Genomic DNA, 23,820 nt, shown 5'->3' with positions numbered 1-23,820 from the left:
ACCGACCGGAGAGAACAGCATGAAAAACGCAGAATTGAACCAACGCCGTCAGGACGCCACCCCGCGCGGAGTGGGCGTGATGTGTGGTTTTTACGCCGAGCGCGCAGAGAACGCTACGCTGTGGGATGTGGAAGGCAAGGAAGTGATCGACTTCGCCTCGGGGATCGCCGTGCTGAACACCGGCCATCGCCACCCGAAAGTGATCGCCGCAATTGAAAAGCAGCTGCAGGCCTTCACCCACACCGCCTATCAGATCGTTCCTTACGAAAGCTATGTCTCGTTGGCGGAGCGCATCAACCAACGCGCGCCGATCGCCGGTCCGTGTAAAACCGCTTTCTTCACCACCGGCGCGGAAGCGGTGGAAAACGCGGTGAAGATTGCCCGCGCTTACACCGGCCGTCCGGGCTTGATCACCTTCGGCGGCGGCTTCCACGGCCGCACCTATATGACCATGGCGCTGACCGGCAAAGTGGCGCCTTACAAACTGGGCTTTGGCCCATTCCCCGGCTCGGTGTTCCACGGCCAGTACCCGAACGCGCTGTACGGCGTGACCACCGAAGACGCGATGAACAGCCTGGATCGCCTGTTTAAAGCGGATATCGATCCCAAGCAGGTGGCGGCCATTGTGCTGGAGCCGGTGCAGGGCGAGGGCGGTTTCAACGTGGCGCCGGCCGATTTCATGCAGGCGCTGCGCGCGCTGTGCGACCAGCACGGCATCCTGCTGATCGCCGACGAAGTGCAGACCGGCTTCGCCCGTACCGGCAAGCTGTTCGCCATGGAGCACTACAGCGTTAAGCCCGATTTGATCACCATGGCGAAAAGCCTGGCGGGCGGCATGCCGCTGTCGGCGGTGGCGGGCCGCGCCGAGGTGATGGACGCGCCGGCGCCGGGCGGGCTGGGCGGCACCTATGCCGGTAACCCGCTGGCGGTGGCCGCCGCGCACGCGGTGCTGGACGTGATCGAAGAAGAGCAGCTGTGCCAGCGCGCCGAGCGCTTGGGGCAGCACCTGGTGGAAGTGTTGCAGCAGGCGCGCAAAACCAGCCCGGCGATCGCCGATGTGCGCGCGCAGGGATCGATGGTGGCGGTGGAGTTCAACGATCCGGCTACCGGCAAGCCTTCGGCGGAGATCACCCGTCAGGTGCAGCAGAAGGCGATGGAGGAAGGGCTGCTGCTGCTGAGCTGCGGCGTGAACGGCAACGTGATCCGCTTCCTCTACCCGCTGACCATTCCGGACGATCAGTTCACCAAGGCGATGGGCATCCTGTCCCGCGCGCTGGCCCACTAAGGAGCGAACGGCATGAAATTGAACAATCCCGAGCTGTTGCGCAGCCAGTGTCTGATCAACGGCGAATGGTGCGATGCCCTGAGCGGCAAGCGCGAAGCGGTGACCAACCCGGCCACCGGCGCCGAGCTGGCCAGCATTCCGCTGGTCAGCGAAGAGGAAACCCAGCAGGCGATCGCGGCGGCGCAGCGGGCGCAAAACGACTGGAAACAGCTGACCGCCAAGCAGCGTTCCGCGCTGCTGTTGGCCTGGGCCGACAAGGTGCTGGCCGCGCAGGAAGATCTGGCGCAGCTGATGACCGCCGAGCAGGGCAAATCGCTGGCGGAAGCGCGCGGCGAAGTGGCCTACGCCGCGTCGTTCATCACCTGGTTCGCCGAAGAGGCCAAGCGGGTGGACGGCGCGGTATTGCAGGCGCCGCAGGCTTCGCAGCGCCTAGTGGTGGTGAAGCAGCCGATCGGCGTGTGCGCGGCCATCACCCCGTGGAATTTCCCGGCGGCGATGATCACCCGCAAGGTGGCGCCGGCGCTGGCGGCCGGTTGCGCCATCATCGTCAAACCGGCCGAGCAAACGCCGCTGACCGCGCTGGCGCTGGCCAAACTGGCGCAGGACGCCGGCATTCCCGCCGGCGTCCTGCAAGTGGTGACTGGCGAAGCGGCGCAGGTGGGCAAGGTGCTGTGCGACAGCCCGGTGGTGCGCAAGCTGAGCTTTACCGGCTCGACCGAGGTCGGCCGCATCCTGATGGCGCAGTGCGCGCCGAGCATCAAGAAACTGTCGCTGGAGCTGGGCGGTAACGCGCCGGTCATCGTGTTCGACGACGCCAATCTGGACGCGGCGGTGGCGGGCATCATGGCCTCCAAGTTCCGCAACAGCGGCCAGACCTGCGTGTGCGCCAACCGCATCTACGTGCAGGACGGCATCTACGAGCGGCTGGCGGAGAAACTGGTGGCGGCGGTCGAGCAGTTGAACGTCGGCGACGGCAGCCAGGAAGGCACCACCCAGGGGCCGCTGATCGACAGCGATGCGGTAGCGAAGGTGCAGAGCCATATCGACGACGCGCTGATCAAAGGGGCGCAGATCGCCACCGGCGGCCAGCCGCACGCGCTGGGCGGCACCTTCTTCCAGCCGACGGTGGTGACCGGCGTAACGCAGAAGATGCGCTTCGCCAAAGAAGAGACCTTCGGGCCGGTGGCGCCGCTGTTCCGCTTCCATGACGAGGCGGAAGCCATCGCCATGGCCAACGACACCGAATTCGGCCTGGCCGCCTACCTGTTCACGCAGAACGCCGCGCGCCAGTGGCGCGTGCCGGAAGCGCTGGAGTACGGCATGGTCGGCATCAACACCGGGCTGATTTCCAACGAAGTGGCGCCGTTCGGCGGCGTGAAACAGTCAGGGCTCGGGCGTGAAGGATCGCGCTACGGGATAGAAGAATATCTGGAGCTGAAATACCTGTGTATCGATGTGAGCCGTTGAGCGTCAGGACGTTAACCCATCCCGGCGGCCAGCGTCGCCGGGCGATAAAGGATGATGCATGTCTGATAATATCTCTGTTTCTCCGGCGCTTGCCGCCGGGGTGCGAGCACCTGCACCCGCCAAATCGTTAAGTTTCCTCGAAGGGGTGGCGATGATCGTCGGCACCAACATCGGCGCCGGGGTGCTCTCCATCGCCTATGCCTCCAGCAAGGCCGGCTTTCTGCCGCTGCTGTTTTGGCTGGTGCTGGTGGGGAGCCTGACCACCATCACCATGCTGTACGTTGCCGAATCTACGTTGCGCACCCGCGCGCATCTGCAACTGAGCGGACTGGCGAAGCGCTACGTCGGCGGCCTGGGCGCCTGGCTGATGTTCGCTTCGGTGTGCGTCAACAGCGTCGGGGCGCTTACCGCCTACATGACCGGCAGCGGTAAGCTGCTGCAATCGCTGTTTGGCATCTCGCCGGCGCTGGGCAGCCTGCTGTTCTTCGTGCCCGCCGCCGGCGTGCTGTACCTCGGTTTGAAAGCGATCGGCCGCGGCGAGAAGTTCATCAGCATCGGCATGGTGGTGATGTTGACCGCGCTGGTGGCGGCGACGCTGCTGAAAGACACCACCCAGATGCGCAACCTGCTGGACGGCGACTGGCGCTATATGGTGCCGGTGTTCAACGTGGTGGTGTTCTGCTTCTCGGCGCAGTACATCGTGCCGGAGATGGCGCGCGGCTTCGCCGACAAGCCGGAACAACTGCCGAAGGCGATCATCGTCGGCATGGTCGTGACCTTCATTTTGCTGGCGGCGGTGCCGATGTCGGTGATTGCGCTCAGTGGGCTGGATGACATCTCCGATGTGGCCACCATTTCCTGGGGCCAGGCGCTGGGGCAGTGGGCGTTCTTCTCCGCCAACATCTTCGCGCTGTGCGCGATGCTGACCTCGTACTGGGGGTTGGGCGGCAGTTTTCTGACCAATATTTTCGACAAGTTTAGGCTGGGCAACGACGAGCTGCCGCTGCGCCGTTTCGGCGTGCTGCTGCTGGTGGTGGTGCCGCCGTTCGCGCTGGCTTACAGCGGGCTGGTGTCGTTCGTCAACGCGCTCTACTTCGCTGGAGTGTTCAGCGGGGTGATCCTGTCGATCATGCCGATGCTGATCTTGCGCGGCGCGCGCAAACACGGTGACCAGACCCCGCGCTGGCAGTGCAACTGGATCACGCACCCGCTGCTGCAGGTCAGCATTGTGTTGCTGTACCTGGCCAGCGCGGTGTACGCCATCGCTTCATTGTTAGGCTATCTGCCCTCTGGATGGTGATTTGCCTTCCCTCAAGCAGTGATGTTGTTTCTCGGCATTGAGAACGGCGGCGTCGTGGCCGCCGATTTTTTTCTCAGGCGCGCCGTTTTTCCGACAACGCCAACCAGGCCTGCACCGACGGGCGCTGCCACTGCTTGTGCGCATAGTGGCGCACGCGCTCCGGCACCGGATCGCCGTGCATCACCAGCCGGTTGAGCATCAGCGCCAGATCGGTGTCGGCGATGCACCACTCCCTGAACAGATTATCCTGCCCGTGGCTCAGCAGCTTTTCCACGGCGGCGATCAGCTTGCGCGCGGCCTCCTGCGCGGCTTCGGACAGCGGCGGGAACTTGCCGTTGTTGAACACCACTTCGGTCGAACGCTCGGCGCGGATCGGCAGCAGATCGCTGCGCAGCCAGGCCTGGATCTCGCGTGCCTTGGCGCGCAGCTTCACGTCGCGCGGATACACGGCGTGGGCCGGGTGGATGTCTTCCAGGTATTCGGCGATCGCCGAAGACTCCGACAGCTGGAACTCGCCGATCGCCAGCGTCGGCACCCGGCGAGTGAGCGACAGCGCCGCGTAGGCCGCCTCTTTGTTCTCTTCTTTCGCCAGATCCACCGGTTTCACGGTGAACGGAATGCCTTTTTCCGTCAGCACGACAAAGGCGGACATGGCGTACGGGCTGAAAAATTCACTATCGGTATAAAGCTCGGTGATCGGTTGAGACATCGGCGGTTCCTCGGGGTTAAGGGGGGAACATTCATCATTGTTGAGGGGAGGCTAAAAATCAATCTGTTAGCCTAAAAGTTCTTGGGCGGCGCGGTTTACGGCGCCGTGAGTTCCTTCAGGATGATGTGATATATTTGTTGCCAACACGTGAATTGAGCCGTATTGGGTAACATGAAGACGCAGTGGATAGAACGGGTGAAAGTGGGATGCGCGCGCCTGTGGCCGCACCCGCTGGCGGTGGGCAAACGAGAGATGCTGATTTCCAGCGTCGGCGCCGGTTTGGGGCTGATGCTCGCCGGCTGGATCAGCCACTTTATTTTGGGCGAGGTGAACCTGTGGTTTATCGCGCCGATGGGCGCTTCGGCGGTGCTGCTGTTCGGCGTGCCCAACAGCCCGTTGGCGCAGCCCTGGTCGATCGTCGGCGGCAATACGCTGGCGGCGACGGTGGGCGTCAGCGCCGGTCTGCTGATCCCCGATCCCGGCCTGGCCTGCGGCGCGGCGGCGGCAGTGGCCATCGGCCTGATGTTCAAGCTGCGCTGCCTGCATCCACCCGGCGGCGCGGTGGCGCTGACCGCCATCCTCGGCGGCCCCGGCATTCACCAGATGGGCTACCACTTTGTGTTGTACCCGGTGCTGCTGAACTCGGTGCTGCTGGCGGCGCTGGCCATTCTGTTCAATAACCTGGCCGGGCGGCGCTACCCGCACGCGCTGGCGCCGGCGGAGGCCAAACCGGCCAATCTGCCGATCGATGCCGTTTCCATTACCCGCGCCGATCTGCACGAGGCGCTGATGGAGGGGGATCTGTTCGATATCGACGAGGACGATCTGCAGGAGATCCTGCTGCGCGCCGAGCAACTGGCGCATCAGCGGCAAAGCAAGATTGCCTGATCAGCCCAGCGTTTTGCGGTAAAACACCACCCGTTCCGTTTCGGCAAAGCCCAGCGCTGCATGCAGGCGTTGGGAGTCCAGATTGGCGATATCGGTATCCGACGCCAGCTCGCTGCACCCCTGTTGCTTCGCCCACTCCTGCACCTGCGCGATCAGGTGCGCGGCCCAGCCCTGGCGACGGGCGCATTCGACGGTGTAAATCCCTTCCAAAAACGCCACCGGCGACGATTCGCAGCCGTTGACGTAATCGTGGCGCAGCGCGACCTCGGCAAAGCCAACGAAAGCGCCGTCCAGCCCCCGCGCCATAAACGCGGTGTGATGCGGCGAAGCCAATATTTCGCGCATCTCCGCGCGGTGCTCTTCCAACGGACAAGTGGGCCACAGCGCTGAGCGCAGCGCCAGCCAGGCGTCGAGGTTGTCGTGGTCGCAGTTGACGATCATGCAGGGGCCTTATCTGATGGCAGAGAAGTGATGGGGAATAATATCACGTTGCATCGTCAGTGAGCGGCCGGACATGCCGGCATGCGTGATTGGCGCATCCTGGATTTATCGCCACAGATGGCGACCGCACCGTCAACGTCATCGAAAGACGGGGATCGTGCCTGAAGCCGTCCGTCGCTCGCCGGCCTCTTCAAGTCTGCGCCCCAGTTCGGCGATGCGGCGTTCACCGGCTTCCAACGCGGGTGCTGAGGTATGTACCGAATAGGCGCCGAGGTGCAGCGGGTGCGGGTGAGGCACGGCTGAGCCGAGAACGAATACGGCATCTTCATTGCCGGATGCTTCAAGTGCAATGGGCATTTCCCCCGGTTCGAAGACCACCATTTCGCCCGCGTCGACAGGAGCGCCGGCGCTGAGACGGCCTTTGGCCAGTGCGAGCCAGCCGACAGAATGATGCGCTGGCGGCCGATAAGTCCAGCGTTCGCCCGGTTTGAGTGTGACGAGCAAGTAATTGATGCCTTCCTGCGCGGGCACCGGGCTTTGCACGCCTTCATGGTTGCCAATGATGACATGCGCCGGCCCGATTTGGCGCATGTTCTGGGCTTCGATATAACGGCTTTCCTGTTCACCGTTTTCCAGTTCGGCGGGCAAGGCCAACCAGAGCTGGAATCCCTGGATGCGCGGCGTATCCGTGGCGGACAATTCCTTGCCGTGCCACATGCCGCCGCCCGCCCGCGCCCATTCCACCGCGCCATAGCCGAGCGTCCCGACAGCGCCGCCGGCGGGATCTTCGTAATGAAAAGCGCCTTCGAGCGGTACGGTCACGGTGGCTATGCCTGAATGCGGATGCAGCGGCATGTTGGCCAGCATTGCCATGGTGCGCTGATCCGCATCGAACAGATCGAGGAATACGAAGGGTTTAAGCACTTGACCCAGATCGGAAGGGCTCATCAGCCGGGTGATCGGGCCGTGGCTTTGGCCTCGGGTGCGTTGTGTAATACGCCGCGGGTTGGGCGCGAGTGGCGAGGTCAACGTGGTGTTCATGATTGAATCTCCAGTTTACAAATCCGGCGCGAACGAATTCCGGGGTACGCGGCACAGGCATAGGATTGAGCGGTATTGCATCGCCGGTGGCCAGCCCAAAAAAGGGACTGGCCGCGATCCTGTTATCGTTGTGCCGAACAGGCTCGATTAAGCGGTCAGGCCGTCAATCTGAGCCGCCGCCGCATCGATGGCGACAGTGCGGTTTTCCGGGCTGAGTGCCAGTCCCTCTGCTCGAATGAAGGTGATGTCCGTAATGCCAAGGAAGCCGAAGAAACTGCGCAGATAGGTTTCCTGATGGTCCAGGAAGGCCAGTGGCGTGCCTTCGCCGTACAGGCCACCGCGGGTGGAAGCAACGATAACGCGTTTCCCCTTGGCGAGGCCTTCAGCGCCGTTTTCCGTATAGCGGAAAGTTCTGCCTGGCACTGCAAGTCGGTCAAGCCAGGCGCGCAGCTGAGTGGGCAACGTAAAGTTATACATAGGCGCACCGACGATAATGACATCGGCGGCAAGGAAGTCGTCGACGAGTTTGGCGTTGCGGGCAACGGCCTGTTTGACGTGCTCGTCTTGCGGCTCCACGCCCTGCAGAGCCAAAAATTCGGCGCTGGAAAGGTGGTTAATCGGGTCGGCGGCGAGATCGGTGTGGATGATCCTGGCGTCCGGCTCGGCAACAGAAAGGTGTTTGACGATCGCCGCCGTGAGCTGGCGGCTTACCGACTGTTCGTTGAGAATGCTGGAATCGATATGAAGCAGTGTCATGGTGAAATCCTTAGGTATAAAATGGTAACCAGGGATAACAATATAACCATGCCCTAAAATGGCAGACAATAAGGCACATTAGGAGAACCCGGTATCATGAATGTGACTGATCAACCTCGAGATTTAAGACATGCCGACTGCCAAAAGATCAGCCAGGTATTGGCGCGCGTTGGTGAGAAGTGGAGTGTCCTGATCATTATGCTCTTGGCGAACGGGCCACGCCGATTCACTGAAATAAAGCGTACAATCAATGGAATATCTCAGCGGATGCTGACGCTGTGCCTGCGCAATATGGAACGAGATGGGTTAGTCAAGCGGACAGTTATTGCCGTCATGCCGCCGCACGTCGAATATGAATTGACGCCGCTCGGTTGCTCATTGACCGTACCCGTCATCGCGCTGGGAACCTGGGCGAATGAACATATTGCCGATATTGATGCGGCGAGAACTGCATTCGACGCGCAAAATAGCGAGGCCGGTGAGGATGTTAATTCACGCTAGAGGCGGCAGGGGGGCGAATGAAATTTGCGTTCTGTTGCAAAAGAGGCGAACGCCTGGTTGCGCCGCAGAAAAAACTAAAGGGGCTACGCTGTTAACGTAACCCCTTGATAATTTGGTGGCCCCTGTTGGGTTTGAACCAACGACCAAGCGATTATGAGTCGCCTGCTCTAACCACTGAGCTAAGGGGCCAAGCCGCGAGATTATAGGGAATCCTTAAGCATCGGTCTACTGTTACCCGCCCGTATGTTGCTTTTCTGCGCAGTTCTAGCCTGTTGTAATTGCTGGCGGATTTTGCGATAACCGCAGTAAATCCCTGCAATGGACTCACGACACTCATGGAACTTCTGGCGCCCAATCTGCGGGTGGTGTTTTGCGGCATCAACCCCGGCCTTTCTTCCGCCCATCAGGGCTATCCTTTTGCCAACGGCAGCAACCGTTTCTGGAAGGTGATCCATCAGGCCGGCTTTACCGAGCGCCAGCTGGCGCCGGAGCAGTGGCAGCAGCTGAAGGACAACGGCTGCGGCATTACCGCGCTGGTGGCGCGCCCGACGGTGGCGGCCAGCGAGCTGTCGCGCGACGAGTTGCGCAGCGGCGGTGAGGCGCTGCAAGAGAAGATCCTGCGCTATCAGCCGCGCGCGCTGGCGATCTTGGGCAAACAGGCATTCACCACCGCCTTCGGGGTGAAAAACGCGCCCTGGGGCAAGCAGGCGATGATGCTGGGGCAAACCGAGGTGTGGGTATTGCCCAACCCCAGCGGATTGAATCGCGCCACGCTGGAGCAACTGACCGCCAGCTATCGCGAGCTGTTCCTGGCGCTGCAATGAGATAAGGGGAGTGTGCGATGACATCGATGATGAAAGGCTGTTTGATGGCGTTGCTGTTGGTGACCGGCGCCGCACAGGCGGGGCATTCGCCGCAGGAAGCGCGCAACAAGCAGAACGTGCTGGAGTTTTATCGGCAGGGGCTGAACAACAAGGATTTTGCGGCGGCGCGGCCGTTTTTGGGCGAACAATACAAACAGCATAACCCCAATGCCAAAGACGGCGTGGCGGGTTTTCGTCAATTTGTCGAGCTGCTGAAAACGCGCTACCCCAACTCGCACAGTGAAGTGAAGCAGGCGTTCGTCGACGGTGACTTCGTGATTTTGCATGTGGAAGTCAGCGGGCGCGAGGCCGGTAAAACCGCGGCGATCGTCGATATCTTCCGTCTGGACAGCGCCGGAAAGATCGTTGAACACTGGGACGTGACGCAGCCGGTGCCGGAGAAAACTGCCAGCGGCAACGGCATGTTCTGAGGCATAAAAAAACCCCGGCAGGCCGGGGTTTTTGTTTTGGGTGCGGCAGCCGGACTTAGTCGTCCAGGAAGCTGCGCAGCACTTCGGAGCGGCTTGGGTGACGCAGCTTGCGCAGCGCCTTGGCTTCGATCTGACGAATACGCTCACGGGTAACGTCAAACTGCTTGCCTACCTCTTCCAGCGTGTGGTCGGTGTTCATGTCGATGCCGAAACGCATGCGCAGCACTTTCGCTTCGCGCGCGGTCAGGCCGGCCAGCACGTCGTGGGTGGCGGAACGCAGGCTTTCCGAGGTCGCGGAATCCAGCGGCAGCTCGAGGGTGGTATCCTCGATGAAGTCGCCCAGATGCGAATCTTCGTCGTCGCCGATCGGCGTTTCCATCGAGATTGGCTCTTTGGCGATCTTCAGCACTTTGCGGATCTTGTCTTCCGGCATCAGCATGCGCTCGGCCAGCTCTTCCGGCGTCGGCTCGCGGCCCATCTCTTGCAGCATCTGGCGCGAAATACGGTTGAGCTTGTTGATGGTCTCAATCATATGCACCGGAATACGGATGGTGCGCGCCTGGTCGGCGATGGAGCGGGTGATAGCCTGACGGATCCACCAGGTGGCGTACGTCGAGAACTTGTAGCCGCGGCGGTATTCGAACTTGTCTACCGCTTTCATCAGGCCGATGTTGCCTTCCTGGATCAGATCCAGGAACTGCAGGCCGCGGTTGGTGTATTTCTTGGCGATAGAAATAACCAGACGCAGGTTGGCCTCAACCATCTCTTTCTTCGCGCGGCGGGCTTTCGCTTCACCGATCGACATGCGACGGTTGATGTCTTTGACCTGCTCGATGGTCAGGCCGGTTTCTTCTTCGATCTGACGCAGTTTCTGCAGGCTGCGCTGCACGTCTTCAGCAACGTCTTTCAGCTTTTCCGACCATGGCTTGGCCATCGCCAGCGCGGCTTCAAACCAGGAATCGCTGGTTTCGTTGCCGGCGAACAGGGTGACGAAGTTTTTCTTCGGCATTTTGCACTGTTCAACGCACAGCTTCATGATGATGCGTTCCTGGGTGCGAACGCGGTCCATCATGGTGCGCATGCTGTTGACCAGGAAGTCGAACTGTTTCGGCACCAGGCGGAACTGCTTGAACACTTCAGACAGCTTCAGGATCTCGTCCGCGGCGCTAGCGTGGCTGCGGCCGTTTTTCTTGATCACCAAACGCGTCGCTTCATACTGATCGCGCAACTCGGCGAACTTCTGACGCGCCAGCTCAGGATCGATGCTGTTATCGTCTTCGGTGTCGTCGTCTTCGTCGTCTTCATCTTCTTCGTCGTCGTCTTGCTCTTCGCTCGACAGTTCAGAACCGATGTGGGTCGCGGTGGGGGCGATGTCCTCTTCCGCGTTAGGATCGACGAAGCCGGTGATCAGATCGGACAGGCGCGCTTCACCCGCTTCGACGCGATCGTACTGCTCAAGCAGGTAGGTGATGGCTTCCGGGTATTCGGCAACCGAGCACTGTACCTGGTTGATGCCGTCTTCGATGCGCTTGGCGATGTCGATTTCGCCTTCGCGCGTCAGCAGTTCGACGGTGCCCATTTCGCGCATGTACATGCGCACCGGGTCGGTGGTGCGGCCGATTTCGGATTCCACGCTGGACAGAACCTGTGCGGCGGCTTCTTCCGCATCTTCGTCCGTGCTGTTCGAGTTTTCGGCGAGCAGCAGGTCATCGGCGTCCGGTGCTTCTTCCATCACCTGGATGCCCATGTCGTTAATCATCTGGATGATGTCTTCGATCTGATCGGAGTCGACGATATCTTCCGGCAGATGGTCATTGACCTCAGCATAGGTCAGATAGCCTTGCTCCTTACCACGGGTGACAAGTAGCTTCAGCTGTGACTGCGGGTTTTGCTCCATAAGACGGTATCCACACTTCAGAGTATTTAGGTTGGTGTCGGTCGGCGAAACCGCCAACAATAGCATTTGGGGCGTTTTCGTTATCGCCGCGGCCCACTATGGCGGCACTGTGCAGGGCTCTGCCCTCGCAATTATCGGCACTTAAGCCGTTTGGTATTCAGTTTTTCTTCGCTAAAACCTGGTTGAGGGAACGGACTTCTTCACGTTCCTCCGGGCTCAGGCCGCGCGTTCTGGCCTGCGCGATCAGCGTTTCCAGCCGTTGCTCGAGCACCGAGTCGTACAGGCTGGCCAATGTATCCAAAAAGGTCTGTTCGACCATGTCCTCAACGATCATATGGTTCCAGGTCGCCAAGGTTTCAAGCTGCTGGCTGAATTTGTTGTCGCGATACAGCTCCAGCAATTGCCCGGTCGTCAGGCCCGGCTGCGCCAAACAGGTCTGCACCAGTTCGACGAACAGCGGCAATCCCGCCTGTTTGGTCTGCTCCAACCCTTCCAGCGAAGGGATAAGTGTAGCCAACTGCGGATTTTGCACCAGTAACCCTATCAGTATACGCATGGTTGTGCGTTTTAGCTGGGGCGCCTGATAAGGATTCGCATTTTCAGCCTGCTTGGGCATCAGCTTGTCGAGCTGGCTGTCGTCCAGCAGCCCCAGCTTGTTGCCGAGCTCCTGGCGCAGGTACAAGCGCAACGTTTCGCCCGGCACCTGAGTAATCAGCGGCAGCGCCAGCGTGCTCAGCTTGGCGCGCCCGTCCGGGCTGCTCAGATCCACCTGCGGCAGCAGGCTTTCGAACAGGAACGTGGACAGCGGCTGCGCCTGCTCCATTCGTTGTTCGAAGGCTTCTTTGCCTTCCTTGCGCACCAGCGTGTCCGGGTCTTCGCCGTCGGGCAAAAACATGAACCGCAGCTGGCGCCCGTCATTCAGGTATGGCAGCGCGGTTTCCAGCGCCCGCCAGGCCGCTTCGCGGCCGGCGCGGTCGCCGTCGTAACAGCAGACGACGTTGTCGGTGGCGCGGAACAACAGCTGAATGTGTTCCGCCGTCGTCGAGGTGCCGAGCGAGGCGACGGCATAGTCGATGCCGAATTGCGCCAACGCCACCACGTCCATATACCCTTCCACCACCAGCAGCCGCTGCAGGTTAGGGTGGTTCTGCTGTGCTTCATACAGGCCGTACAGCTGGCGGCCCTTATGGAAAACTTCGGTTTCCGGCGAGTTCAGGTACTTCGGCATACCGTCGCCCAGGACGCGGCCGCCGAAGGCGATCACGCGCCCGCGCTTGTCGCGGATGGGGAACATCACCCGTTCGCGGAAACGGTCGTACGAACGCCCCTGATCGTTAGTCACCAGCATGCCGGCATCGTTCAATGCGCGGCGCGAGTCGGCGTCGCGGCCGAAACGCTTCAGGGCGTTGTCCCATCCCGCCGGCGCGAAGCCGATGGCGAAATGGCGAATAACGTCGTCACTCAATCCGCGCTGCTGCAAATAGCTGCGCGCCGGCGCCCCGGAGGACTGCTGCAGTGACTGTTGATAGAACGCGCTGAGCTGTTCCATCAGTTGGTACAGGCTCTGGCGCTGATGGCGCTCGATCTGGGTTGGCCCGGTGCCCGCTTCGTAAGGCACTTCCAGCCCGTGCATGGTCGCCAGTTCTTCGATGGTTTCGACAAACTCGAGTCGGTCGTAATTCATCAAAAAGTCGACGGCGTTGCCGTGCGCACCACACCCAAAACAGTGATAAAACTGCTTTTCGCCATTAACGGTAAAGGAAGGCGTCTTTTCGTGGTGGAACGGACAGCACGCGTGATAGTTCTTGCCTTGCTTCTTGAGCTTCACGCGGGCGTCGATCAAATCGACGATGTCGGTGCGAGCCAGCAAGTCATTGATAAATACGCGCGGAATTCGTCCAGCCATAAGCCCTTACTTCATTAGCCTATAAACGAGAACAAGCCGCGCATTCCTTTCGGAAAGCACGGCCTTCGTATGCAACTACTCGGTCTGCGCGATTTTGAAAATCAGAAATTCACGCGGTGGGGTTGCCCCCGAAGAATTAATACAGACGAGTGCGGCGTGCGTTTTCGCGAGCCAGTTTCTTCGCGTGACGTTTCACAGCAGAAGCTTTAGCGCGTTTACGTTCGGTAGTTGGTTTTTCATAAAACTCACGACGACGAACTTCAGCTAAAACACCCGCTTTTTCGCAAGAGCGTTTGAAACGACGCAGAGCAACGTCAAATGGCTCGTTTTCACGTACTTTAATTACCGGCATGTGCCTCTCACCTCAATAAAATTCGGTTTGCTGCTGGCCAAGCGCCAGCCTTTTCAAAATGGTGCGGAATTTTACTCCAATGGATGCTGCTTTGTAAAGCATCACAGCAAATTGAAACCCGCGTCGCTCTGCCGCAACGTGCGCAATTTTGCACCGGGCGCTGATTATAGACTAATCAGAAAAAAATGCTCGTGTTTAATCGCTCGGGCATTTTCTGGATGAATCATCGACATAGGCGCAAGCCGGTGACAAGATGCGCCGCATCGGCGGTAAATGCGGCGGAATGTGGTAGACTGGCGGCCGCACGTGAATGATGGGAAATGTAATGCGAGTACTGGGTATAGAAACGTCCTGCGATGAAACCGGAATTGCAGTGTATGACGATCAAACCGGTTTGTTGGCCAACCAATTATACAGCCAGGTGAAGCTGCACGCCGACTACGGCGGCGTGGTGCCGGAACTGGCCTCCCGCGATCACGTGCGCAAAACCGTGCCGCTGATTCAGGCGGCGCTGAAAGAGGCCAATCTGACCCCGGCCGATATCGACGGCGTGGCTTACACCGCCGGGCCGGGCCTGGTGGGGGCGCTGCTGGTCGGCGCTACCGTGGGGCGTGCGCTGGCGTTCGCCTGGAACGTGCCGGCGGTGCCGGTGCACCACATGGAAGGCCACCTGCTGGCGCCGATGCTGGAAGATAACCCGCCGGCGTTCCCGTTCGTCGCGCTGCTGGTCTCCGGCGGCCACACTCAGCTGATCAGCGTCACCGGCATCGGTGAATATGAACTGCTGGGCGAGTCGATCGACGATGCCGCCGGCGAAGCGTTCGACAAAACCGCCAAGCTGCTCGGCCTGGATTATCCCGGCGGGCCGATGCTGTCGAAGATGGCGCAGCAGGGCACGGCGGGGCGTTTTACCTTTCCGCGGCCGATGACCGATCGTCCGGGGTTGGACTTCAGCTTCTCCGGGCTGAAAACCTTTGCCGCCAACACCATTCGCTCCAACGGCAACGACGATCAGACGCGTGCCGACATCGCCCGCGCCTTCGAGGATGCGGTGGTGGATACGCTGGCGATCAAATGCAAACGCGCGTTGGAGCAGACCGGCTTCAAACGCCTGGTGATGGCCGGTGGCGTGAGCGCCAACCGCACGCTGCGCGCCAAACTGGCGGAGATGATGCACAAGCGCGGCGGGGAAGTGTTCTATGCCCGCCCGGAATTTTGCACCGACAACGGCGCGATGATCGCCTATGCCGGCATGGTGCGCCTGAAGAGCGGCGCCAACCCGGCGCTGAGCGTTTCCGTGCGGCCGCGCTGGCCGCTGGCGGAACTGCCTGCGGTATAAAACAAAGGGCCGGATTATCCGGCCCTTCTGTTATTCTTCTCTCGGCTGGTCACCGTTATCCGCGTCGTTTTTCTTCTTGCGGAACTTGCCCCAGATCTTGCCTTCCTGGCCGCGCCACAGGCGCTGAATATTGTCGTGATGCCGCATCAGGATCAGGCAGGAGAGCATCGCTACCGGGAAGGTGAACTGCGGTTTGAACCACCAGACGTAGAACGGGGCGATCAACGCGCTGACGATGGCGCCGAGCGAAGAGTAGCCGCTGAGCAGCACCGTCAACAGCCAGGTGCCGGTCATCAGGCCGGTCAGATCCCAGCCGATAGGCGCGATGGCGCCAAACGCCGTCGCCACGCCTTTACCGCCGCGGAAGTGGAAGAACACCGGATAGATGTGCCCCAGGCAGGCGGCGATCGCCGTCAGGCCGAGATACAGCGGCGGCACATCGAGTTTGTAGGCCAGCCAGACCGGCAGCATCCCTTTCAGAATATCGAACACCAGCACCGCCGCCGCCGCCAGCCGGCCGCCGATGCGCAGGACGTTGGTCGCCCCGGGGTTTCCTGAGCCATGTTCACGCGGATCCGGCAGCCTGGCGATCCGGCAAACCAGGATCGCGCTGGAAATCGAGCCGCACAGATACGCGAAGATAATCATGCCAAGCGCGGTAGCACTCATAACGCGGTTCCGTTTAATAATGGTCGTTTTACTCGCAACATCTATGGATAATACGCACATTCCGCTGGAAGTGGTATCCGGCAAGGCCAAAAACAGAGAATGACGTGATGGATATCGTATTTATTGAAGAGCTTACCGTAATTACCACCATTGGCGTTTATGAGTGGGAACAGGGCATTCGTCAGAAGCTGGTGTTCGATATCGAAATGGGCTGGGATAACCGGCCGGCCGCCGCCAGCGACGATGTAAATGACTGTCTGAGCTATGCCGATGTCAGCGACGCCGTGATCCAGCATGTTGAGTCGAACCGCTTCGCGCTGGTGGAGCGCGTGGCGGAGGAAATATCCGAAATTTTGCTTCAGCGCTTCAATTCCCCGTGGGTCCGTATTAAGGTCAGCAAACCGGGCGCTGTAGCACATGCCAATCGGGTCGGCGTGATCATTGAGCGCGGCACTCGTCCCGCATGATTTTATGTCATCTGCTTGCAACGAAAGACCGTTAAACTGGTCTTAATCCTGAGAATTGTTTTAGCGGCATTGTCTTTTAAGCACTGCCGCTTTTTTATGTGATGGCCGTTATTTTATGGGGTGAGCGAAGCACATGGCTGACATGCATTCACTGTTTATTGCGTTTGTTCTTGGGGTTGTCGAAGGGTTAACCGAATTTCTGCCGGTGTCTTCCACCGGGCATATGATTATCGTTGGCGAGTGGCTGGGTTTTACCGGCGACAAAGCCAAAACCTTTGAAGTCATCATCCAACTGGGGTCGATCCTGGCCGTGGTGGTGATGTTCTGGCGCCGGTTGTTCGGCCTGATCGGCATCCATTTCGGCGGCAAGCCAGTGGAGCACGAGGGCAAAACCAGCGGCCAACTGAAGCTGGGGCATATCCTGCTGGCGATGATCCCGGCGGTGGTGCTGGGTCTGGTATTCCACGATGTAATTAAATCGCTGTTCGCGCCGAAAAACGTGATGTACGCGTTGGTCGTCGGCGGCCTGCTGTTGCTGGCGGCGGAATGGCTGAAGCCGAAGAAACCGAGAGCGGAAGGGCTGGATGACATCACCTACCGCCAGGCGTTCATGATTGGCTGCTTCCAGTGCCTGGCGCTGTGGCCGGGTTTCTCCCGTTCGGGTTCCACTATCGCCGGCGGTATGCTGGTGGGCGTAAACCGTTATGCGGCGTCCGAGTTCTCCTTCATCCTGGCGGTGCCGATGATGATTGGCGCCAGCGGTCTGGATCTGTACAAGAGCCTGCACTTCTTGACCTGGAGCGATCTGCCGATGTTCGCCGTCGGTTTCGTTACTGCCTTCGTGGTGGCGCTGATTGCGATCAAGACCTTCCTGTCGCTGATCAAACGCATCTCGTTCGTGCCGTTCGCCATCTACCGCTTTATCGTGGCGGCCGTGGTTTACATGGTATTCCTGTAAGCACGATGGCAAGTAAAAAACCCCGCTCTGCGGGGTTTTTTTATGCCTGATCGTTGAGGATGGTTTGGTTGAGCTTCCAGTCGGCCAGCGCCTGCTGGCGACGGCGTTTGAGCTCATCGCGGATCGCGGTGCCCTGCAGCCCGCTGGCTACCACCTCTTTAATCGATACCGCGTTCGCCACCTGATACGCCTGGCGCAGATAGTCGCCCTGCGGATAAGGATTCTCCTCAAAGCCGGTGCGGCCGCGCGCGTCCGCTTCGCTGGTCAGGATCATCTGCTCCAGCCTTTGGGGCTTGCGCCAGACGTCGATGGCGTCGAACAGCTTCAGCAGGGTCTCCGGCCGCAGCTTGTTCACGGTGTGGATCAAATCATGGTACTCGGCCACCAGCTTGCTCAGATCGCGCACCGGGTTGGGCACCCGCAGCCGCTGGCACAGCGCCTCGACCAGCCGTACGCCCGCCGGGCCGTGGCCGTGGTGATGCGGCCAGAACGCTTTCGGCGTCAACCCTTTGCCAAGATCGTGGCACAGCGTGGCGAAGCGCACGTCCACCTCCGGCGTGAGGCGGGCGGCCATCGCCAGCGCCATCAGCGTGTGTACGCCGGTGTCGATCTCCGGGTGCCACTTGGCGGGGGCCGGTACGCCGAACAGCGCGTCGATTTCCGGGAACAGCACCGCCAGCGCATCGCAGTCGCGCAGCACCTGAAAATAGACCTGCGGGCTCTGGCTTTGCAGCGCTTTTTCAGTTTCTTTCCAGACGCGTTCGGCGGTCAGCGCGGCCAGTTCACCGCTGTGCGCCATCCGGCGCATCAGGGCCAGCGTTTCGTCGGCGATGCGAAAACCCAGATGAGCGAAGCGAGCATTGAATCGCGCCACGCGCAGCACGCGCAGCGGATCTTCGCCGAACGCGTCGGAAACGTGGCGCAGCACGCGCGCCTGCAGATCGGCCACGCCGCCGTAAGGGTCAATCAGTTCCCCTTCGGCGGAACGGGCGATGGCGTTGATGGTCAGATCGCGCCGCAGCAGATCGTCTTCCAGCGTCACGTCCGGCGCGGCATAGCAGGTAAAACCGGTGTACCCCTGGCCGGATTTGCGCTCGGTGCGCGCCAGCGCATACTCCTCGTGGGTATCGGGATTGAGGAACACCGGAAAATCTTTGCCGACCTGCTGGTAGCCCAACGCCAGCAACTCCGCCGGCGTGGCGCCCACCACCACCCAATCATGATCGACCACCGGAATGTTGAGCAGGCTGTCGCGAACGGCACCGCCGACCAGATAAATCTGCACTGTTGACTCCTGAATATCGTGTAAGGCCCTGTCTATCAGATTACATGAATTGGCCGCGGGATGTCGGCGCCAATGAAAAAGGCGCCCGCAGGCGCCCATACTCAAACTGAACGATACTGAAATCAGTTCATCCAGCGATTGTTGTTCTTGCGACGCGGGATCAGGTGCGGCAACAGCAGGCCCAACAGCAAACCGACGCCGGCAACGCCGCCGCCGTACATGAACCACTGCAGGATAATGGTGCGCTGCTTGTCGTCGAGCTGCAGGTTAACGGCGTTGACCTTCTTCTGCGCGACCACCAGCTGGTTTTTCAGATCCTGGTTTTCCTTCTGCAGGCTGCTGATGGTGCTGTCGCTGCCCGCGACTTTTTCCTGCATTTCCGAGGTACGCTGGTTCCAGGTGTTATCGATGTTGGCCAGTTTGTCGGTCAGGGTTTTCACCTGCTGTTCCAGCTCCGGCACGCGGGTGCGCAGGCTTGGCGTCTGGCTGAGCTGATCGAGCGGGATCCAGGTGGTGCGGCCTTTCGGATCGCGGATCTGGCCGTAATTGGTGCTGTCGTTGACGCTCAGCAAGGTCACTTCTTCACCGGCGTTCAGAGTGCCGACAATACGGTACTGATTACCTGGGCCGCTATGGACGTAAGTGCTTAACTCATCGGAGATATAGCGTTTATCTTCGGCATGTGCGGCCCAAGTGATGCTGAAGCTCAGCGCGGCAAGGAAAATCAGGCGTAATTTCTGCATTAGTTCATCGTTTCTGGGTGAATTTATGGAACGATAGTAGAGGGTTCAGTCTGACGACGCAACGCCAAAACCGGAATGAGAACTATCTTACTGTGGCTGATTCTGTGAGTTGCGCAGCGTTTTATAACGTAACAGGTTTTTTCTACAGTTAGCAGGGTTAAGGCGCCGGGAATCGCGGTAAGATAATGACAACTGTGCGTCAGTGGGCAGCATACGGTGGGCCGAGCGCGCCGCGCTGAAACCGACGCGAATGCGTAACTTATTGGTGTTAAAGAATTATGACCGTTGAAATTGAACTGAAATTCATCGCCGCGCCGCAAGCGGTGGCCGCTCTGCCACACTGGCTCGCCGCCTGGCCGCATCAGCATTCCGCGCCGCAAAAGCTGACCAACATTTACTTCGAAACGGCCGACAACTTCCTGCGCCGTCACGACATGGGGCTGCGCATTCGCGGTTTCGACGATCGCTTTGAGATGACCATCAAAACCGCCGGTAAAGTGGTGGGCGGCCTGCACCAGCGCCCGGAATACAATGTCGCTATCGCCGAGCCGCAGCTGGCGTTGGCGCAGTTCCCTGCCGACATCTGGCCGCAGGATTGCGATATCGCGGCGCTGCAGCAGGCGTTGCAACCGCTGTTCCGTACTGATTTCGTGCGTGAGAAGTGGGTGGTTACTTACGGCCAAAGCGAGATAGAGATTGGCTTGGATCAGGGTGAGGTGCGCGCCGGTGATCTCAGCGAAGCCCTGAGTGAGATAGAACTGGAGTTGCTGAAAGGCAATACCGCCGATCTGCTGGCGTTGGCCGGTGAGCTGGCGGCGCACGACGGGCTGCGTCAGGGCAGCCTGAGCAAGGCGGCGCGCGGTTACCACCTGGCGCAGGGCAATCCGCCGCGTGAGGTGCGTCCGCTGCGGGTGCTGAAGCCGGCGGCGAAGGCGACCGTAGAGCAGGGGATGATCGCCGCCTTCGAGCTGGCGCTCAGCCACTGGCAGTACCATGAAGAGCTGTGGCTGCGCGGCGACGCGCAGGCGCGCGCTTCGGTGATTGAGGCGGTCGGAACGATCCGCCAGGCGCTGGTGATCTTCGGCGGCCTGGTGCCGCGCAAGGCCAGCGCCGATATGCGCGCCCGCCTGACCGAGCTCGAACCGCTGTTGGCGGACAAAACCGCGCAACCAGAGACCCTGTGCTACAGCGCGGTCTACCTGCAATGTAAGTTGGCGCTCACATCATGGCTGGTGAGCGGCGCCTGGCGACCGTTTATCGACGCCAAAGCACAGGCCAAGCTGGATGGTTCTTTCAAACGCTTCAGCGACATCATGCTGGGGCGCAGCGGCGCAGAGCTGAAAGAGGCCTTCAGCCGTACGCTGAACGAAGATGAATATCAGGAACAATTGCCGCGCCTGACGCGTCAGATTTCGGCGCTGGTCCTGCTGTCGGGCGCTTATCCCGACGAGCAGACCGGGCCTTATATTGAGGCCTGGCGCGAGCTGCAGGCGGCGCTGAGCGAGCGCCGTCAGGGCTGGTATGAAGCCAGCCGCAAACAGGCCTTATCGCATGCGCCATTCTGGTTAAACGGCGCGCTTCGTTAATCAAGCCGGCCCGCCAGCCGTGGGCCGCAGAACGGGTCATACACTATGTCGCCACTTTCAGCCGCGTTACAGTCTCAGGCACAGCAGATTGTGCAGCGTTTTCAGGAAGTTCACGGCGCGGACTGCGCCTTTAGCGAGCAGGAACAGTGGGTGCTGGCGTCGAGCGATTTCGTCAGCGACGCGCTGCTCGCTCAGCCTGCCTGGCTGGCGACGCTGCGCGAACAGCCGCCGGCGCCCGGCGAGTGGCAACACTATGCCGCCTGGCTGCAGGACGAGCTGGAAGAGGTCCGCGAGGAGGCGCAGCTGATGCGCACGCTGCGTCTGTTTCGCCGTGAAACGCTGGTGCGCATCGCCTGGGCGCAGGCTCAGGGGCTGTGTTCGACCGAAGAAACGCTGCTGCAGCTGAGCGGACTGGCGGAAACGCTGATCGTCAGCGCGCGCGACTGGCTGTACCAAACCTGCTGCCGCGAATGGGGCACGCCGTGCAACGCCGCAGGCGAGCCGCAGCCGCTGTTGATCCTCGGCATGGGCAAGTTGGGCGGCGGCGAGTTGAATTTCTCGTCGGATATCGATCTGATCTTCGCCTACCCGGAGAACGGCCAGACCCAGGGCGGACGGCGCGAGCTGGACAATGCCCAGTTCTTCACCCGCCTAGGCCAGCGGTTGATCAAGGCGCTGGATCAGCAAACCATCGACGGCTTCGTCTATCGCGTGGACATGCGGCTGCGGCCGTTCGGCGACAGCGGCCCGTTGGTGATGAGCTTCGCGGCGCTGGAAGATTATTATCAGGAGCAGGGGCGCGATTGGGAGCGCTATGCGATGGTGAAGGCGCGCCTGATGGGCGGGGCGGAAGACGCCTATAGCCAGGAGCTGCGCAAAACCCTGCGGCCGTTCGTGTTCCGCCGCTACATCGATTTCAGCGTCATCCAATCTTTGCGCAACATGAAGGGCATGATCGCCCGTGAAGTGCGGCGGCGCGGTCTGAAGGACAACATCAAGCTGGGCGCCGGCGGCATTCGAGAAATCGAATTCATCACTCAGGTATTCCAGCTGATCCGCGGCGGCCGCGAGCCGGCGCTGCAGGGGCGTTCGCTGCTGCCGACGCTGCAGGCAGTGGGCGAGCTGGGGCTGTTGGAGGCCGAGCAGGTGCGGGCGCTGAGCGCCGCCTACCTGTTCCTGCGGCGGCTGGAGAACCTGTTGCAGGCGATCGGCGATCAGCAAACCCAGACGCTGCCGCAGGAGGCGCTCGATCAGGCGCGGTTGGCCTACGGCATGGGATTGGCGGATTGGCCGGCGCTGATGGCGGCGCTGGACGCGCACATGCAGGCGGTGCGCGCGGTGTTCGACGACCTGATCGGCGACGATAGCCCGGATGTCGGTGAAGATCCCGACTACCAGCACTACCACAGCCTGTGGCAGGACGCGCTGGAGGAGAACGAGCTGGCGCCGCTGACGCCGCACCTCGACGAAGAGGCGCGTCGACAGATGCTGCGCACCATCGCCGATTTCCGCCACGACGTCGACAAACGCACCATCGGCCCGCGCGGCCGCGACGTGCTCGATCAGCTGATGCCGCGCCTGCTGGCGGAGGTGTGCCCGCGTCAGGACGCGCCGACCGCGCTGGTGCGGCTGGCGCAGCTGCTGCTCAGCATCGTCACTCGCACCACCTACCTCGAGCTGCTGGTGGAGTACCACGCGGCGCTCAGTCATCTGATCCGCCTGTGCGCCGCGTCGCCGATGGTCGCCAACCAGCTGTCGCGTTACCCGCTGTTGCTGGACGAACTGCTGGATCCGGCCACGCTGTATCAGCCTGTGGCGCTGGACGCCTACCGCAGCGAGCTGCGGCAGTATCTGCTGCGGGTGCCGGAAGACGACGAAGAGCAAAAGCTGGAGGCGCTGCGTCAGTTCAAACAGGCGCAGCAGCTGCGCATCGCCGCTGCGGATATCGCCGGCGCGCTGCCGGTGATGAAAGTGAGCGATCACCTGACTTATCTGGCTGAGGCGATCATCGACGCGGTGGTGCAGCAGGCCTGGATCGACATGGTGGCGCGCTACGGCCAGCCCACCCATTTGCAGGAGCGTGAGGGGCGCGGCTTTGCGGTGATCGGCTACGGCAAACTGGGCGGTTGGGAGCTGGGTTACAGTTCCGACCTCGATCTGGTGTTCCTGCTGGATTGCCCGCCGGAGGTGATGACCGACGGCGATCGCTGCATCGACGGCCGCCAGTTCTACCTGCGGCTGGCGCAGCGGGTGATGCATCTGTTCAGCACCCGCACCTCTTCCGGCATTCTGTATGAGGTGGACGCGCGGCTGCGGCCTTCCGGCGCCGCGGGGATGCTGGTCAGCACCGTCGAGGCGTTCGCCGACTACCAGCAAAATGAAGCCTGGACCTGGGAACATCAGGCCCTGGTGCGCGCGCGTATCGTGCATGGCGACCCGGCGCTGCATCAGCAGTTCGACGCGATCCGGCGCGAGATCCTGTGCAAAACGCGCGATCCGGAGACCCTGAAGCGCGAAGTGCGCGAGATGCGCGAAAAGATGCGCAACCATCTCGGCAACAAGCAGCGCGATCTGTTTGATATCAAAGCTGATGAGGGCGGCATTACCGACATCGAATTTATCGCCCAATATCTGGTCTTACGCTATGCGCCGGGTGAACCGCGCCTGACGCGTTGGTCGGACAATGTGCGCATCTTCGAGCTGATGGCCAATTACGACATCATGCCGGAAGAGGAGGCGCGCGCGCTGACCCAGGCTTATGTCACCATGCGCGACGAGATCCACCACCTGGCGCTGCAGGAGCATTCCGGCAAGGTCGACAGCGAGCTGTTTGCCGCCGAGCGCGAGCAGGTGCGCGCCAGCTGGGCCAAATGGCTGGATTGATACCTTTTTGCGGGTATTCCGGCGGTCTGTGGTAATATCTGCGCCACTAAAAT

General features: G+C 60.9%; 22 protein-coding genes and 1 tRNA gene. 12 read left to right on the top strand and 11 right to left on the bottom strand.

Annotation, left to right across the window (positions count from 1 at the left end; translation table 11 throughout):
- Positions 1-19 precede the first annotated feature (19 nt).
- Genes ACJ8PL_RS18750 through ACJ8PL_RS18740 form a run of 3 tightly spaced genes read left to right on the top strand, consistent with a single transcriptional unit; the run spans position 20 to position 4,052 of the window.
- Positions 20-1,285 (top strand): 4-aminobutyrate--2-oxoglutarate transaminase, encoded by a 1,266-nt coding sequence (locus ACJ8PL_RS18750; RefSeq protein WP_079451624.1) that lies wholly within the window; start codon positions 20-22, stop codon positions 1,283-1,285.
- A gap of 12 nt (positions 1,286-1,297) precedes the next feature.
- On the top strand, positions 1,298-2,752 hold the full coding sequence (locus ACJ8PL_RS18745) for an NAD-dependent succinate-semialdehyde dehydrogenase (RefSeq protein ID WP_016930168.1): 1,455 nt from the start codon (positions 1,298-1,300) through the stop codon (positions 2,750-2,752).
- A gap of 58 nt (positions 2,753-2,810) precedes the next feature.
- Positions 2,811-4,052 carry an aromatic amino acid transport family protein gene (locus tag ACJ8PL_RS18740; protein WP_028127589.1) on the top strand — a complete coding sequence of 414 codons (1,242 nt, stop codon included), beginning with the start codon at positions 2,811-2,813 and terminating at the stop codon, positions 4,050-4,052.
- A 73-nt stretch (positions 4,053-4,125) separates the two neighbouring features.
- On the opposite strand, the gene yfcF is transcribed toward ACJ8PL_RS18740, so the two are convergent.
- Positions 4,126-4,761: a glutathione transferase gene (gene yfcF, locus ACJ8PL_RS18735; protein ID WP_004937171.1), complete on the bottom strand. Its 636-nt coding sequence runs from the start codon at positions 4,759-4,761 to the stop codon at positions 4,126-4,128.
- Between the two features lie 171 nt (positions 4,762-4,932).
- Between yfcF and ACJ8PL_RS18730 the strand changes: the two genes are divergently transcribed.
- Entirely contained in the window at positions 4,933-5,649 is a 717-nt protein-coding gene (locus tag ACJ8PL_RS18730; protein WP_234214309.1) for an HPP family protein, read from the top strand.
- Here the strand turns inward: ACJ8PL_RS18730 and ACJ8PL_RS18725 are convergent, their stop codons facing one another.
- The 3 genes from ACJ8PL_RS18725 to ACJ8PL_RS18715 all read right to left on the bottom strand — a co-directional run bounded on the left by ACJ8PL_RS18725 (position 5,650) and on the right by ACJ8PL_RS18715 (position 7,887).
- Positions 5,650-6,090 carry an aminoglycoside N-acetyltransferase AAC(6')-Ial gene (locus ACJ8PL_RS18725; protein ID WP_016930164.1) on the bottom strand — a complete coding sequence of 147 codons (441 nt, stop codon included), beginning with the start codon at positions 6,088-6,090 and terminating at the stop codon, positions 5,650-5,652.
- A gap of 138 nt (positions 6,091-6,228) precedes the next feature.
- The gene (locus tag ACJ8PL_RS18720; RefSeq protein WP_306376962.1) at positions 6,229-7,131 is read right to left on the bottom strand and encodes a pirin family protein; all 903 of its coding nucleotides are present in this window, start codon (positions 7,129-7,131) and stop codon (positions 6,229-6,231) included.
- A 147-nt stretch (positions 7,132-7,278) separates the two neighbouring features.
- Positions 7,279-7,887 carry an FMN-dependent NADH-azoreductase gene (locus ACJ8PL_RS18715; RefSeq protein WP_016930162.1) on the bottom strand — a complete coding sequence of 203 codons (609 nt, stop codon included), beginning with the start codon at positions 7,885-7,887 and terminating at the stop codon, positions 7,279-7,281.
- A 96-nt stretch (positions 7,888-7,983) separates the two neighbouring features.
- On the opposite strand from ACJ8PL_RS18715, the gene ACJ8PL_RS18710 reads away from it, so the two are divergent.
- Positions 7,984-8,388, top strand: a complete 405-nt coding sequence (locus tag ACJ8PL_RS18710; RefSeq protein WP_016930161.1) for a winged helix-turn-helix transcriptional regulator — start codon at positions 7,984-7,986, stop codon at positions 8,386-8,388.
- A gap of 113 nt (positions 8,389-8,501) precedes the next feature.
- Here ACJ8PL_RS18710 and ACJ8PL_RS18705 read toward each other — a convergent pair.
- Positions 8,502-8,577, bottom strand: a tRNA-Ile gene (locus ACJ8PL_RS18705).
- 146 nt (positions 8,578-8,723) lie between these two features.
- On the opposite strand from ACJ8PL_RS18705, the gene mug reads away from it, so the two are divergent.
- A complete protein-coding gene (mug, locus tag ACJ8PL_RS18700; protein WP_117287290.1) occupies positions 8,724-9,212 on the top strand; it encodes a G/U mismatch-specific DNA glycosylase in 489 nt (162 codons plus the stop codon).
- Positions 9,213-9,229: 17 nt separating this feature from the next.
- The gene (locus ACJ8PL_RS18695) at positions 9,230-9,682 is read left to right on the top strand and encodes a nuclear transport factor 2 family protein (RefSeq protein WP_079451628.1); all 453 of its coding nucleotides are present in this window, start codon (positions 9,230-9,232) and stop codon (positions 9,680-9,682) included.
- Between the two features lie 55 nt (positions 9,683-9,737).
- Here the strand turns inward: ACJ8PL_RS18695 and rpoD are convergent, their stop codons facing one another.
- The 3 genes from rpoD to rpsU all read right to left on the bottom strand — a co-directional run bounded on the left by rpoD (position 9,738) and on the right by rpsU (position 13,837).
- Positions 9,738-11,579: an RNA polymerase sigma factor RpoD gene (rpoD, locus tag ACJ8PL_RS18690; protein WP_004937194.1), complete on the bottom strand. Its 1,842-nt coding sequence runs from the start codon at positions 11,577-11,579 to the stop codon at positions 9,738-9,740.
- Positions 11,580-11,736: 157 nt separating this feature from the next.
- On the bottom strand, positions 11,737-13,485 hold the full coding sequence (gene dnaG / locus ACJ8PL_RS18685) for a DNA primase (RefSeq protein WP_079450151.1): 1,749 nt from the start codon (positions 13,483-13,485) through the stop codon (positions 11,737-11,739).
- Between the two features lie 136 nt (positions 13,486-13,621).
- The gene (gene rpsU, locus ACJ8PL_RS18680; protein WP_001144069.1) at positions 13,622-13,837 is read right to left on the bottom strand and encodes a 30S ribosomal protein S21; all 216 of its coding nucleotides are present in this window, start codon (positions 13,835-13,837) and stop codon (positions 13,622-13,624) included.
- Positions 13,838-14,162: 325 nt separating this feature from the next.
- Between rpsU and tsaD the strand changes: the two genes are divergently transcribed.
- Positions 14,163-15,176, top strand: coding sequence for a tRNA (adenosine(37)-N6)-threonylcarbamoyltransferase complex transferase subunit TsaD (gene tsaD / locus ACJ8PL_RS18675; protein ID WP_028127590.1), 1,014 nt, complete (start codon positions 14,163-14,165; stop codon positions 15,174-15,176).
- Between the two features lie 30 nt (positions 15,177-15,206).
- Here the strand turns inward: tsaD and plsY are convergent, their stop codons facing one another.
- Positions 15,207-15,845 carry a glycerol-3-phosphate 1-O-acyltransferase PlsY gene (gene plsY, locus ACJ8PL_RS18670; RefSeq protein WP_004937201.1) on the bottom strand — a complete coding sequence of 213 codons (639 nt, stop codon included), beginning with the start codon at positions 15,843-15,845 and terminating at the stop codon, positions 15,207-15,209.
- Positions 15,846-15,952: 107 nt separating this feature from the next.
- Here plsY and folB point away from each other — a divergent pair, with 107 nt between their 5' ends.
- Positions 15,953-16,312: a bifunctional dihydroneopterin aldolase/7,8-dihydroneopterin epimerase gene (gene folB / locus ACJ8PL_RS18665; RefSeq protein WP_015379095.1), complete on the top strand. Its 360-nt coding sequence runs from the start codon at positions 15,953-15,955 to the stop codon at positions 16,310-16,312.
- Between the two features lie 133 nt (positions 16,313-16,445).
- Entirely contained in the window at positions 16,446-17,270 is an 825-nt protein-coding gene (bacA, locus tag ACJ8PL_RS18660) for an undecaprenyl-diphosphate phosphatase (protein ID WP_016930155.1), read from the top strand.
- A 40-nt stretch (positions 17,271-17,310) separates the two neighbouring features.
- On the opposite strand, the gene ACJ8PL_RS18655 is transcribed toward bacA, so the two are convergent.
- Both ACJ8PL_RS18655 and ACJ8PL_RS18650 read right to left on the bottom strand, forming a co-directional pair.
- Positions 17,311-18,555 (bottom strand): multifunctional CCA addition/repair protein, encoded by a 1,245-nt coding sequence (locus ACJ8PL_RS18655; RefSeq protein WP_049299879.1) that lies wholly within the window; start codon positions 18,553-18,555, stop codon positions 17,311-17,313.
- A 122-nt stretch (positions 18,556-18,677) separates the two neighbouring features.
- Complete coding sequence (locus ACJ8PL_RS18650) at positions 18,678-19,298, bottom strand: TIGR04211 family SH3 domain-containing protein (RefSeq protein WP_016930153.1); 621 nt, start codon at positions 19,296-19,298, stop codon at positions 18,678-18,680.
- Between the two features lie 278 nt (positions 19,299-19,576).
- On the opposite strand from ACJ8PL_RS18650, the gene ACJ8PL_RS18645 reads away from it, so the two are divergent.
- Complete coding sequence (locus ACJ8PL_RS18645) at positions 19,577-20,884, top strand: CYTH domain-containing protein (RefSeq protein ID WP_442531321.1); 1,308 nt, start codon at positions 19,577-19,579, stop codon at positions 20,882-20,884.
- A gap of 45 nt (positions 20,885-20,929) precedes the next feature.
- Entirely contained in the window at positions 20,930-23,767 is a 2,838-nt protein-coding gene (gene glnE, locus ACJ8PL_RS18640; RefSeq protein ID WP_116403802.1) for a bifunctional [glutamate--ammonia ligase]-adenylyl-L-tyrosine phosphorylase/[glutamate--ammonia-ligase] adenylyltransferase, read from the top strand.
- Positions 23,768-23,820: the final 53 nt, after the last annotated feature.

This window comes from Serratia sp. CY83965 (genome assembly GCF_052166375.1).
Taxonomy (GTDB): Bacteria; Pseudomonadota; Gammaproteobacteria; order Enterobacterales; family Enterobacteriaceae; genus Serratia; species Serratia marcescens.
Note: the sequence above shows the minus strand (reverse complement) of the source record. Positions and strands in the feature narration are given on the sequence as shown.